The organism is Collinsella sp. Sow4_D11 (assembly GCF_052116465.1).
In the GTDB taxonomy this organism is placed as follows: domain Bacteria; phylum Actinomycetota; class Coriobacteriia; order Coriobacteriales; family Coriobacteriaceae; genus Collinsella.
On the sequence record NZ_JBQKLA010000005.1, the window covers coordinates 115792 to 127795 of the forward strand.

Below are 12004 nucleotides of genomic sequence, written 5' to 3' on the forward strand. Positions count from 1 at the left end.
GGTACCCCAAAGGGGACCGAACATGCCAAAAGCAGCAACGTGAGACAAAATTACCAGCGGCTACTTCGGTGCATTCCCGCTACGGTCGCGCTCGCTTTGCTCTACACGCCACTCTTCCCAGCCGCGGCCGGCAGGCTGCCAAAACGCACCGCGCTCCAGCCCCTCGGGCAAATAGCGTTGATCGACCCAGCCTTCGGGATAATCATGCGGATACTTATACACACCGTATTCGTCGCTGCCCGGGCGATGACGATCGCGTAGATAGCTCGGCACCTCGCGCAGCCCACTTGAATGAATATCGGCCAACGCCGCATCAATCGAGGCCTCACACGCGTTGGATTTTGGCGCCAAGCACACATAGAGTGCAGCCTGTGCCAGATTAATGCGGCACTCGGGATAACCGATGACCTCGGCAGACTTAAACGCGGCATGCGCCACCAATAGCGCCTGCGGGTCGGCGTTGCCAACATCCTCAGAAGCCTGAATCATAATACGGCGAGCGATAAACTTAGGGTCCTCCCCCGCATCGATCATGCGCGCGAGCCAATAGATTGTGGCATCGGGGTCGCTGCCGCGCATAGACTTAATAAACGCGCTGATGATGTCGTAGTGCATGTCGCCGTTTTTGTCATACGAAAAACCACGGCGCGGATTGGCAATCTTTACGTCATCCACGGTAATGGGATAACGCTCCCCCGCCGCCGGCGCTGGCGTTCCCTCGGTATCGGGACGCGTGACGGCAATCTCGCTCGCAAGCTCGAGCGTCGTGAGTGCCGAGCGAGCGTCACCCGCAGCCAGCGTGCAGATGGTCTTAACCGTATCCTCATCGGCCGAGAACTTGCCGTTCAAACCCTGCGGCGCCTCGAGCGCACGCTCGATAAGCGTGGCGATATCCTCGTCCTTTAAATGTTCAAGTTCCACCACGCGACCGCGCGAGAGCAACGCCGAGTTGACCTCGAAGTACGGATTCTCCGTCGTGGCGCCAATCATAATGACGGTACGGTTCTCAACCGCATGCAGCAGGGCATCCTGCTGCGACTTGGAGAAGCGGTGAATCTCGTCGATGAAAAGAATGGTGCGACGGTCGTACGTATTCAGGCGCGTCTTGGCCTCGTCAATCACGCGGCGCAGGTCCTTCACAGTGCCCGTCACGGCGCTGACCTCGACAAACTCGCTCTTGGTATGGTTGGCGATAATGTGGGCCAGCGTCGTCTTGCCCGTACCGGCCGGCCCATACAGAATCACACTCGACAGCACGTCATGCTCAATCGCGGCACGCAACCACGAGCCCTTACCGACGGCCTTTTGCTGGCCCACGTACTCGTCGAGCGAATTGGGCCGCATGCGCACCGCAAGCGGCGCATTCTGAAAGGAACGCTCACGCGTCGAAGCAGAAAAAAGGTCGTCCATAGCCATCCCGTGCATCAATCAAAAACGTTTTCCATGAACAGTATACCGAATATATACGAACTACCGTTCGTTAATATAGGTACGGTGCGGAAACATCATTCCCGGGAACAGCTTGCTCGTGAGCTCGCAGAAATAACCGTCCGTCATGCTCGCAATGTAATCCACGACCGTCTGGTCCTTATCGTCCTGCCATGCATAGGTGCGATCGTAGTAGGAAAGCTGCTGCTCAATGCGAGAAATGTGGTGCTTAAAGATATACGAGGACTCGTCGCCTTCGTCTATATCCCGCAGGCAACGGTCATAGAGCTTTTCGAAGGCCTCGCGCAGCTCCGCTTCGGAGTCGCCTTCTATGCCGCCCTTGCTATAGATCTTCTCGTAGTTCTCGCGCTTGGCCCGGCGGATCTCCTCAAACAGGTCCTCGCTCATCTCGATGCGCGGCTTGCCATAGCTGTGCTCGACGATATCAATAGAGGCATGCGTAAGGATCCAGCTGTTGTATGCACCGCCCAGGTCATCGTCAAAGGCGTCGGGTGACAGCAGGCCCGCCGCAATGGCGTCTTGGCGATCGCGCCCAACGTAGGCAAGGATATCCGAGATGCGAACCACGCAGCCCTCGAGCGTCATGGGGCGCAGGTGCTCAATTGCGCTATAACCCGTGGCAATGCATTCCTCGACGGTTCGGTCGAACTGGTTAAAGGAACCCATGTCCGAAAGCTCAAAAACACGCTGTTCGTACTCGCCGTTGTGGCACAGTACGCCATCGAGCGTCTGGAGCGACACGTTGCGGCCGTACAGCGCGTCGAGCACGCGGACCGACTGCACATTATGGAAAAAATAACGCCCCGTGCGCTCATGATAGATGTCGTTGAGGAAACGCTCACCGGCATGGCCAAAGGGCGTGTGGCCCAAGTCGTGGCCTAAGCCAATCGCCTCGATCAGATCGCAGTTGAGCCCCAGAGCACGCCCGATATCGCGAGCGATGCGCGAGACAAGCTGCACGTGCAGGCCGCGGCGCGACAGATCGTCGTTGCTGCGAAAACTGAAGACCTGCGTTTTGCCTGCATAACGTGTGTATGCTGGCAGATGCAGAATCTTTTCGATATCGCGCATAAAGGCCGGACGCATAAGCGTGCCCTCGTCTGCGGCCCGATCGACACGGCGGATGGCCTGGTCGTCACCGCATCGATAGGGATTAACGACACCCGCGGCGCGGTCGGCGGCAATGCGCTCGACCAGCTCGGGCGACAACGCCGCGGGAATGCGATCCAGGCGCGCCTTGATGGCGGCTGTCTGTTGATTGATTGCCATGGCATGCTCCTTAAAAAGGGCGCGCAAACGGTTACAGCGTACTACCCACGAACTCGATTATGGCAAATATTGGCACCAAAAACGGCAGCAAAGGCAGCGAGCGCGATTTTACGATGAGACAGGCAGCGGCAAGGGTCAGGAGCGCAACCGCAAACGCGACGACGCCGCCCAGGGGATCGAAAGTGCAAAGGGCAAAGAGCGCCTTGGCATCACCCATGCCAACGCCAGGGGCATGGCGAAGGCGACGCCAGAGTGACTCAGTAAGCACAAGGGCAAGGTAGACGATGACCGCAAGACCGGCGTGGTCAAGCGCCATGTTAACGCCCTTGTCGAGCCAGACGCCCGTAAACGCCGCCACCGCACACGCGCCGGCAAGCTCATTGGGAAACCGCCGCTCGCGGGCATCAATCGCCGCGCCGGCAAAGATGCAAATCCAAAACGGGATATAGAACATCGAAACCCCTCAACTGAGCGCTCAAACGTAAAAACCACCGCAAAGGTTCTATCCCCTTTGTGGTGGTTTTGATGGTGGTTATTTGGCGCCCTGCATGACCTCGTCGAGGGTAACGCTTACGGCGTGCTGCGTCGGCACCCAGTCGACCTTCAAGAACAGCGCTGCCACCGTAATGGGGATATAGCTGAACATAAAGATCGGGAAGGTAAACAGGTTGGTTACCAGACGCCACTTTTGCGCGCAGTGAATATGCTTGTATTCAAAGATAGTCGTGAGCAGCGCCAGGATAAAGAAAGTCTGATACATCATAGCGAAGGTCATAATGAGCGAAGCGGCACACGCCTGCATCTCGACTTCGGTAGCCAAGAAACCGTGCGAAAGGCCGCCCACGATGAGGAACGTCGCATTAGCGAGCATCGAGATCAGAGAGAGTAGCATGCCCGGCGCGATCGTCATAAACATGTCGTAGGCGGCAAAGCGATGATAGCGGAAGGTCGATTTGACCAGGTGCTTACCGTACGTAAAGAACACCTGGTAGAAGCCCTTGGTCCAACGCATACGCTGTTTCCAGGATGCCTTAAACGTCACGGGCTGTTCGTCAAAGAACTCCGCCGGCGCATAGCCAATGCGAATACCGTGAATGGCACAGAACGTGGTGAACTGAATATCCTCGGTCAGCGTGTGGAACTGCCAGCCGTGCATACCCTCGATAACGCTGGCGGAGATGAGGTAGCCCGAACCCGAAACGGCGCAAGACGTCTTACAGATGTTGCGCGCATTGTTGAGAAAGCGCGCCTCGCGCAGATACCACGTGGCATTAGCTGCCGAGATCCACGAGCTGCCAAAGTTCTTGGAATTGCGATAGCTCGTAACAACATGGAAGCCCTGGTCAAAAGCATCGTTCATCTTGGACACGTAATCGCGGGCGATAACGTTATCGGCATCGAAGATAAAGTAGCCTTCAAACGTATCGGGATACTCGTTAAGGATGCGGTCGAAGCCATAGTCCATGACCCAGCTCTTGCCTTTACGGGCCAAGTCATTGCGCTCATAGACGACGGCGCCCGCCTCGCGCGCGAGCTGCGCCGTGTTGTCGGTGCAGGCATCGGCGACCACGAAGACCTCGATAAGCTCGGACGGATAATCTTGGTCCTTAATGGAGCGCACAAGGTTGGCGATCACGGCCTCCTCGTTATGCGCCGCGATAAAGAAGGCATAACGATGGAGCTTCTTGGCCTTGGGAGGCGCGACCTCACCACGAAGAGCACCGATGACAAAGAAGACCACCTGGTACAGAAAGCAGACCGTAAGCAGCGTGACGACAATCTGGTTGAAGATCACGATGGGTGTGTTGGTTTGTAAAAAGGCGAGCATGCAGGCTCCCAGGAACGCGTGACGTAAACAACCGTATATCTTACCGCAGGCTTACGGAGTTCAAGAAACCACCTAATACTGGCTAGGCCTCGAGCAGACCGAGCTGAGGGACGATTTCGTTGCCAGCGGCAGTGCGGCCGAGCGAACGCGGGGCCAGATCATCCAGAACCGCCGCAAGATCCCATGGCAGCTCGTCACGGCACTCGATGTGCTCCCCCGTCACGGGATGATCGAACGCCACACGCCAGGAATGCAGGAACTGCCTGGTCAAACCCTGATCGGCACGAGCATCGCACTTGCCATAGAGTGGATCGCCCACGCAGGCATGGTTGATATGGCGCATGTGCACGCGAATCTGATGCGTGCGGCCGGTAAACAGGTGACACTCGACAAGCGTGTAGCCGTCGTCGAAGCGCGTGGAATCAAAGCGCTCAAGGACCTTAAAGGTCGTGATGGCCTGGCGCGCAAAGGGGTCATCGGAAACCGCCATCTTCACGCGGTCGCGCGTGGAGCGAGCGATACCAGTATTGATAGTGCCCTCGTCCATGGCGATGTGCCCATGAACGAGCGTAATGTAGCGACGGTCGAGCGTGCGCGTGCGGATGAGATTTTGAAGCGCACGCTGGGTGTCGTCGTCTTTAGCCGCGAGCATAAGGCCCGAGGTATCGCGATCCAGACGATGCACGATGCCGGGGCGGTCCTCGCCCTGCACGGTACCCAGATGGTCGATACCGCAGTGATAGACCAGGGCATTCGCAAGGGTGCCGCTCTCATGACCATGCGCAGGATGGCACACCAGGCCGCGCTGCTTGGAGAGCACCATGAGATAGTCGTCCTCATAGCGAATGTCGAGCGGGATGGCCTCGGGGATCACGTCGGTCGGGTCATGCGGCTCGGGCAGGTCGACCGAGATGCGGTCACCGGAGCGTACGGCATACTTTTTAGATAGGCAGGTCTCGCCGTTGACGGCAACGGCGCCTCCCTCGATCAGATGCGCGCAGGCAGAGCGCGTGGGACAGCCATCGTTGGCGCCCAGATAGGCGTCGAGACGTTGACCGGCGCAATCGTCGGCAACGAGAATATGGATGTCGGCCATTAGCGCTCATTCCTTTCGCGAATCTTGCGGGCACGCTCCCCACGCTGCTTAGCTTTACGTTTGGCGCGGGCCTCGTCACGGGCGTTGAGCTCGGCGGTCGCATCGACCTCGCGAGCGGCAGGACTCAAGAACATGTATCCGATGAGCGCCAGCACGACACCGGCGGTAATGCCGATATCGGCCACGTTAAAGACGGGGAAATCAATGAAGGTAGTGGCAATAAAATCAGTCACAAAGCTCATGGCCAGGCGATCGATCGCGTTGCCGATGGCGCCGCCCGCAACCATGGCCATACCCACGACCTCTAGGCGAGCGAGCTGAGGAGCACGGAGCAAGTACACGGCAATGGCGACAATGGCCGCAAGCGCCAGCACGGCAAACGCTATGCCATGGCCCTCGCCCATGCTAAAGGCAGCTCCGATATTGCGGACAAACACAAAATCGATCACGCCGGGGATAACAGTCGTATGCAGGGCATCGCCCACGGCACGAACCGCAATCTTGGTCAGCTGGTCAACAAGCAACACAAAGAGCGCCACCCCACCAGCAACACCTAACCGCCAACGCAAAGGCGGCGTCATATCCCCAGTACGACCCAAATCAATCCCCTACCCTCAAGGACGTCGAATTCCATTTAACGCAAATAACCATCTTATATTGCCATACGCAGAACGCACGACATATCCACCAATGCGACAAAGGGGCTGTCCCCTTGTCCCTTCACCGGGTAGTCTTTTTGGGACGGGGCTTTTTTAGCTACCCAGTCCAGCGCTTTCGAAGATTAAGTCCTTATTTGAGGTAGGGCAGCTAAAAAAGCCCCGTCCCAAAAAGACTACCGACAGACACTATGACCCAATCCGAGGGCACTAAAAAGATAGGAGCCCCCGCTCGTGACCGCGGGTCGGGGCTGCGACAATGATGTTGAAGTGCCATAGGCGCAGCCGCGCCGCAACGAGGTTGGGAGGCTCCCATGCCAAAGTATTCTACCGCGTTCGGGATGGACGTCCACCTGAGGTCGACCACCGTCTGCGCCCTCGACGCGGACACCGGCGAGGCCGTGACGAGGAGGTTCCCCGGCAACCCCTGGGGCGAGATCGCCGGGTGGATGGATGGGTTCCCCGGGCCGTCGCTCGCGGCCTACGAGAGCGGCTACCTCGGCTTCGCCCCGCAAAGGGAGCTCGCCGGGCTCGGCGTCGAGTGCGTCGTCGCCGCGGTCTCGAAGATCCTGTTAACGTCAATGTATTTTTGCCCAATCGCGCCAATTATTTTTGCCCCATCGCGCCAGCTCACGATGTCCAGCCGCACCAATGCAAATTGCCCAATTCTGGCTATTCTTCTTTCATCTTCCTTTCCGTCGGCACGTCCTTGAGCCTGTAGGAGCGGCCGGTTATCTTGATGACGTGGCAGTGGTGGCAGATCCTGTCGGCGATGGCGCTGGCGGCCACCTCGTCGCCGAACACCTTCGCCCATCCCGTTATGCCAACGTTGGTGGTGATGATCGTGGACCGCTGCTCGTAGCGGGTGCTCACCAGCTGGAACAGCAGGTCGGCGCCGCCCTCGTCGATGTCCATGTAGCCCAGCTCGTCGATGATGAGCAGCTTCGAGTGGGCGTAGTACTTCAGCCTCTTCTTGAGTATCCCCCTGGACTGGGCGTCCTTCAGGTCGTCCACGAGCCTGGCGCAGTCTATGAACCTCACCTCCTTGCCGGCCTTCACGGCCTCTATGCCGATCGCGGTGGCGAGGTGGGTCTTGCCCACGCCGGGGCTGCCCACCAGCAGCACGTTCTCGGCCCTGTCCACGAACCTCAGCGTCGCCAGCTCCTCAACCAGGGGCCTGGGCACGGAGGGCTGGAAGGACCAGTCGAAGTCCGCCAGCGTCTTCACGCACGGGAACCCCGACGAGCGTATCCGCAGCCTCGTGATCCTCTGCGTCCTGGCCTCCACCTCGACCTGCGTCATCTGCGCCACCGCGGAGCAGAAGTCCGCATCGCCCTCCGACACCATCCGCATGTAGTCGGGCAAAAGCGCCGACATCTCGTGCAGCCCCAGCGTCCCCAGGTTGTTCTGTGCCCTCACGTAGGGGCTGGCCTCGATCGCGGGATCCGCCATCACTTTCCTCCCATCCGCCCGAGCAGCTCCAGGTTCGCCCGCGCCTGCTCGCGTATGTCCTCGTCGGCCGCCCAGGCCTTATCCGCCATGGCCTCCACGTAGTGCTCTTCTGTATAATTGATCTTGCTGGCGCCCTGCGCCGCGTCGTGGACCGCGACCAGCTCGCCCGCCACGGTGATGCGGATCTGCCCGCCCGGCATCGTCACCACCCTGGCCTTCCTCCCGATGCACCTGCGGGGCACCGACCACTGCCTGCCGGCGGCCCTGACGAGCATCGTCGGCGGCACCACCTGATCAGAGACGTCGCCGACCATCGATTCCAGCAGGGTCGCGTTGCCTATCGGCTGCAGGAACTCCTTCTCCCGCATGAATAGCGCCGAGGGCGGCAGCCCCGTCGTGTCGTTGGGCTCCGAGTTGCTCCTGGCCTCGATGCGCGCGATGGCCGCCAGCAGCCCGTCCAGGCCCACGAAGTCGCGATCGTAGGCCGAGAGCCTGTTCAGGAAGCGGTTGGCGGACTCGTCCTTCCCCTTGGTCTGGGGGGCGCCCGCCCGGCACAGCTGCAGGTCGAAGCCGGCCTCCTTGGCGAACCGCCACGCCCTCTCGTTCCTGACGCGCCGGCCCGTGGACATGTTGACCAGCGACGACATGTTGTCGGTGAGGCACTCCTGCGGCACGCCGCCCATGAACTTGAACGCGCCCAACAGGCAGGCCAGCAGGTCGTCCGTGGTCCGGGTGGCCGAGTAGGTGAACTTGTGGAGCCTCGAGTACCCCAGGGTCGCGGAGAACACGTTGAACTCGAAGACCTCGCCGTTGGCGTCCACCATGGTGATGCCCTCCTTCCAGTCGAACTGCATCTGGCGGCCCGGAGGGGTCTCGAAGCGGGGGTGCGCGTCCGGTGCGCGCAGCGCGCCGAACGCGATGCCGTTCTTCCTGCAGTACTCGGTGAAGGCGTTGTACCCCGGCAGGCGGGCGTCCGGGTGCCTGTGCAGCAGGAACTCGTGGACGGCCTTCTTCGTGATGCCGGGAAGCTCGGCTTTTGCCTCTATCACCTCCCGGAACGGGTCGAAGCCGCTGCCCCTCGACGCCCTGCCGTCGTCGAGGTCGCCGCCCGCTCGCCAGTATTTGGCCACGGTCTTGCGGCTCATCCCGTGCCTGCGGCCGATCTCGCTGAAGTTGGGCTTGGTGCCGGATTGCCTGTACATGCTCAACTCGCCCATAACGTTCCTTTCCATATCGTCCTCCTCTCGAAAGGTTACTCGAGGGGAGGGTACCTTCGTTGGCGCGGTTGGGCAAAATGCGTTGGCGCTGTTGGCACATCTATCTTGGTGCTATTGGATTTTTACGTTGGTGTAACTGGCCCTTTTTATATTGGCATTAACAGCCACTCGACGCGGGCGAGCTCGGAGACCGCCGAGGCGGTGCAGCGGACCGCCAGCCACGCCGCCCAGTCCTCGAAGTCGCGCGTGAAGCGCGCCCCGTGCCGCGCCCAGGGGACGGCCTCGGTGCGCACGCCGTGCTCCGGGCAGCGCACCCTGCAGGGCGCGTACTCCAGGTAGCAGGCCGAGCGCGCCAGGTCCATCGCCCTCCACAGCCTGGGGGCCCCGCGGTTCGCCATGTCGTAGAAGTCGCAGGCCCTGCCGCATACGGGGCAGCGGCGCTGCTCGCGCTTGTAGGGCCGGACGCTCACGACGATGCGCTCGGCCTCGATGCGCGCGCCCAGGACGACCGTGCGGGCCAGACCGAGGGCGAGAAGTAGTAGACTCTTCATGCGTCACACCTCTTCGGTTGTCTGAATTTGGCTTAGCAATCATAGGCGGATGACGCGGAAACGGCCCCTCCCGGGGCCGTTTCAGTTCCAGATCGTTGTTTTCGCCCGCTGAGCTGGGCCTATGCCGGAATCTCTCCCACAGAAACCACCGAAGAGCCAGATTTCTTCTGGGGCGGTTGACAAGGGCTGTCCTTCAGCCCTGCAATTAAGAGGATGATGAGCTGGCTGAGCTCATGAAGGGCCTTGGGGGCGAGGGGTGCCCACCAGCAATTCAGCCTCGATGGTGATGCTTTTCACACGCGATAGATTTAGGGACTCCGCGTCGATGCCGAACAGCAGCGGCGTCATCTCGGCGAACACGCGGACGTCCCTTTCGGACATCTCGAAGGTGCGCGTCACCTTGATGCGGTCGGTCATCTTGAAGTGCTTCTCAAAGCAATCGGTCACCAGCTGGTTTGAGTATTCCTTGCTGCGCAAAGATCCTTCAGCAAGGTGGCGCAGCTCCGTAAGATGATTGCTGCCTGGAACCACTTTGACCAGCACTCCTGGCGCGGAGGCGTTTCTGGTTGGGGTGAGAACGCGCTTGAATTCGTCGTAGTTCGAGGGAGCGAATACGTCCACCACGCAGTTGATGGAGCCTTTCAGCACGGGGATGTTCGTCAGGTCGCCAACCAGCCATTTGACCGCCTTTCTGGAATCGTGGCGGGCCGCCATCAGCATGGCGTCTTTTGAGAGGTCAAACGCCACCACGTCGACACAGAGGTTTTCTCGGATTGCACGTGCATAGAAGCCTTCTCCGCATCCCGCGTCGAGCACGCGGAATGGCGTCGCGTTCACAGCTGCAGGACCCTCGCTTGGGGAAAGGGCCCTTCCTACCGCGGTGAGGACGGCTTCTTTCACGTGGTCGTAATACCCTGCCTCCAGGATTGCCATGCGGCTCTCAAAGGATTCTTTGCTGTAGTGGGCTGACTGCCTGGAGGGCCCTAGAAGGTTTACGTACCCCTGCTTTGCGATATCGAAGCAGTGCCTCTTCGGACATACGAGGCTCCCTTCCTGCAGCTTCAGGGCGCTGTGGCAAAGGGGGCAAGAGAGCACGTCGGCGCTGTCAGCAAATCGCGCGTATCTGTCGAGTACCATTGCGTCTCCTTTCGTCCAAGCAATTCTAGCAGATGAGTCTTCCCCAGCAGTGCATGGCTAATCACAGCAGGCAGAACCGCACAGTGACAAATAGCTGAGCTATTTCAAGCTGGGATTTCGGTATTCTGCTGCCCTCTTTTGGGCCACTTCATTTCGCCACGCTTTTGACAGGAGCAACAGGGTCCTCGCGCGCAAAACGCATATGGGCAATGCAGCCGTCTGTCAGGGCATGCCTGCGCCCCCGAACCTGCCGAAAAGGCGCTGATCTGCCCGCCAGGGCATGCCTGCGACCCCGAACCAGCCGAAAGGGCGGTGGATCTGCCCGTCAGGGCATGCCTGTGCCCCCGAACCAGCCGAAAGGGGGGTGGATCTGCCCGCCAGGGCATTGGCAGAAGAAAGAATGCCGAGATACTCAATAAGAAGATTGATAACCTTCAGCAGGTGAAAAAAGGAGGCTTCGGTAGTTTGTGTGACAAGGGGCTAGCCTAGGCAGCAACGCTCTTCGCTCCCTTCACGCCCTTCTTCCTCGCCTTCACCGGGCGACCCGGGAGCTGGGGCTGGCAGTCGCCGCACCTGAGCATGAGCAGGGCCACGAGGTTGTCGGTGTTGCGGAAGCCGTAGCCCATCCTCACCGCCACCTTGATCTTGTTGTTGATGGCCTCTACGCGCCCGTTGCTGATGCCGAGCTCGACTGCGGCGATGATGTCGTCGCGCCGGCGGCGCACCTTCTTCTCCACGGCGACGACCTTGGCGATCTTGCAGTAGGCGGCCCTGTGCATCCAGTCGTCGAGCAGCTCGGCGGCCTCGGAGCCGTCGGCTGCCCGGAAGACGGCCCGCAGGTCCTCCTTGAGCTCCCAGGCCCTGACCAGCCGCGAGCCGGCCCTCTTCTTGAGCGCCTCGAGCCTCGCCCTCTGGCCGTCGGTGAGGTCCTCGGGGTTCTTCACGAGCGCGTAGCGGCTGCCCTTGATGGAGGCCGCCTCCTCCTCGAGCGCCCTGACCTCCTCGGGCGGCAGCTCGCCTTTGGCAGGCCTGCCGCGCTTGCCCTCGGGCCTGGGCCTGGCGGCCCTGGCGGCGGCCCTGGCGGCGTTCCACTCCTCGCAGCGCACGGCGTCGAGCGCGTCGTTCATCCACTGGACCACGTGGAAGGGGTCCATGACCCACCTCGCGTTGGGGCAGCGGCGCTTGACCAGCTGCCTTATCCACCTCGCGCCGTCGGCGGTCACCACCTCTATGGCGCGTGTTTTTGATAGCTTTTATTTTTAGGAAATCACGAGATAAAAGTTTCGGGTTTCACGACGATTGTTTCGCCTCATAAGCAAAGGCGCCGACCACCTCCAACGGATGGCCTA

The 12004-nt window shown here is 60.3% G+C and carries 12 protein-coding genes and 1 pseudogene; 1 reads left to right on the forward strand and 12 read right to left on the reverse strand.

The genetic code is table 11. The annotated features are described in order from the left end of the window. Positions 1–60: 60 nt before the first annotated feature. The 6 genes from ACTQ40_RS03800 to lspA form a co-directional block, all read right to left on the reverse strand. Positions 61–1410: a replication-associated recombination protein A gene (locus ACTQ40_RS03800; RefSeq protein ID WP_118237456.1), complete on the reverse strand. Its 1350-nt coding sequence runs from the start codon at positions 1408–1410 to the stop codon at positions 61–63. A 60-nt stretch (positions 1411–1470) separates the two neighbouring features. Beyond that, positions 1471–2718 (reverse strand): deoxyguanosinetriphosphate triphosphohydrolase family protein, encoded by a 1248-nt coding sequence (locus ACTQ40_RS03805; protein WP_441563382.1) that lies wholly within the window; start codon positions 2716–2718, stop codon positions 1471–1473. Between the two features lie 31 nt (positions 2719–2749). Continuing rightward, positions 2750–3172, reverse strand: coding sequence for a prepilin peptidase (locus ACTQ40_RS03810; RefSeq protein WP_441563383.1), 423 nt, complete (start codon positions 3170–3172; stop codon positions 2750–2752). A gap of 78 nt (positions 3173–3250) precedes the next feature. Further along, complete coding sequence (locus ACTQ40_RS03815; protein WP_154515488.1) at positions 3251–4546, reverse strand: glycosyltransferase family 2 protein; 1296 nt, start codon at positions 4544–4546, stop codon at positions 3251–3253. A gap of 82 nt (positions 4547–4628) precedes the next feature. Further along, positions 4629–5642, reverse strand: coding sequence for an RluA family pseudouridine synthase (locus ACTQ40_RS03820; RefSeq protein ID WP_441016312.1), 1014 nt, complete (start codon positions 5640–5642; stop codon positions 4629–4631). Further along, entirely contained in the window at positions 5642–6181 is a 540-nt protein-coding gene (gene lspA / locus ACTQ40_RS03825; protein WP_441563384.1) for a signal peptidase II, read from the reverse strand. Before lspA ends, ACTQ40_RS03820 begins: the two co-directional genes overlap by 1 nt. Before the next feature lie 431 nt (positions 6182–6612). On the opposite strand from lspA, the gene ACTQ40_RS03830 reads away from it, so the two are divergent. After that, positions 6613–7011 carry a hypothetical protein gene (locus tag ACTQ40_RS03830; RefSeq protein WP_441563385.1) on the forward strand — a complete coding sequence of 133 codons (399 nt, stop codon included), beginning with the start codon at positions 6613–6615 and terminating at the stop codon, positions 7009–7011. On the opposite strand, the gene istB is transcribed toward ACTQ40_RS03830, so the two are convergent. The 6 genes and pseudogenes from istB to ACTQ40_RS03860 form a co-directional block, all read right to left on the reverse strand. Next, the gene (gene istB, locus ACTQ40_RS03835; protein ID WP_441563386.1) at positions 6971–7750 is read right to left on the reverse strand and encodes an IS21-like element helper ATPase IstB; all 780 of its coding nucleotides are present in this window, start codon (positions 7748–7750) and stop codon (positions 6971–6973) included. The genes ACTQ40_RS03830 and istB overlap by 41 nt on opposite strands. Continuing rightward, positions 7750–8982, reverse strand: coding sequence for an IS21 family transposase (gene istA / locus ACTQ40_RS03840; protein ID WP_441016562.1), 1233 nt, complete (start codon positions 8980–8982; stop codon positions 7750–7752). Before istA ends, istB begins: the two co-directional genes overlap by 1 nt. A 131-nt stretch (positions 8983–9113) precedes the next feature. After that, a complete protein-coding gene (locus ACTQ40_RS03845) occupies positions 9114–9518 on the reverse strand; it encodes a helix-turn-helix domain-containing protein (protein WP_441563387.1) in 405 nt (134 codons plus the stop codon). Positions 9519–9749: 231 nt separating this feature from the next. Then, positions 9750–10451, reverse strand: a complete 702-nt coding sequence (locus ACTQ40_RS03850) for a methyltransferase domain-containing protein (RefSeq protein WP_441563388.1) — start codon at positions 10449–10451, stop codon at positions 9750–9752. A gap of 63 nt (positions 10452–10514) precedes the next feature. Next, positions 10515–10655 (reverse strand): annotated as a pseudogene (locus ACTQ40_RS03855) (putative RNA methyltransferase); the annotation flags it as partial. 485 nt (positions 10656–11140) lie between these two features. Then, positions 11141–11887 carry an ISL3 family transposase gene (locus ACTQ40_RS03860; protein WP_441563389.1) on the reverse strand — a complete coding sequence of 249 codons (747 nt, stop codon included), beginning with the start codon at positions 11885–11887 and terminating at the stop codon, positions 11141–11143. Positions 11888–12004 lie beyond the last annotated feature (117 nt).

What these genes read in the sequence shown, in the direction of transcription:
- istB (WP_441563386.1), bottom strand. Translation starts at nt 7,750, where the DNA reads ATGGCGGATCCCGCGATCGAGGCCAGCCCCTACGTGAGGGCACAGAAC.
- ACTQ40_RS03805 (WP_441563382.1), bottom strand. Translation starts at nt 2,718, where the DNA reads ATGGCAATCAATCAACAGACAGCCGCCATCAAGGCGCGCCTGGATCGC.
- ACTQ40_RS03810 (WP_441563383.1), bottom strand. Translation starts at nt 3,172, where the DNA reads ATGTTCTATATCCCGTTTTGGATTTGCATCTTTGCCGGCGCGGCGATT.
- ACTQ40_RS03830 (WP_441563385.1), top strand. Translation starts at nt 6,613, where the DNA reads ATGCCAAAGTATTCTACCGCGTTCGGGATGGACGTCCACCTGAGGTCG.
- ACTQ40_RS03800 (WP_118237456.1), bottom strand. Translation starts at nt 1,410, where the DNA reads ATGGACGACCTTTTTTCTGCTTCGACGCGTGAGCGTTCCTTTCAGAAT.
- ACTQ40_RS03815 (WP_154515488.1), bottom strand. Translation starts at nt 4,546, where the DNA reads ATGCTCGCCTTTTTACAAACCAACACACCCATCGTGATCTTCAACCAG.
- istA (WP_441016562.1), bottom strand. Translation starts at nt 8,982, where the DNA reads ATGGAAAGGAACGTTATGGGCGAGTTGAGCATGTACAGGCAATCCGGC.
- ACTQ40_RS03845 (WP_441563387.1), bottom strand. Translation starts at nt 9,518, where the DNA reads ATGAAGAGTCTACTACTTCTCGCCCTCGGTCTGGCCCGCACGGTCGTC.
- ACTQ40_RS03850 (WP_441563388.1), bottom strand. Translation starts at nt 10,451, where the DNA reads ATGGCAATCCTGGAGGCAGGGTATTACGACCACGTGAAAGAAGCCGTC.
- ACTQ40_RS03820 (WP_441016312.1), bottom strand. Translation starts at nt 5,642, where the DNA reads ATGGCCGACATCCATATTCTCGTTGCCGACGATTGCGCCGGTCAACGT.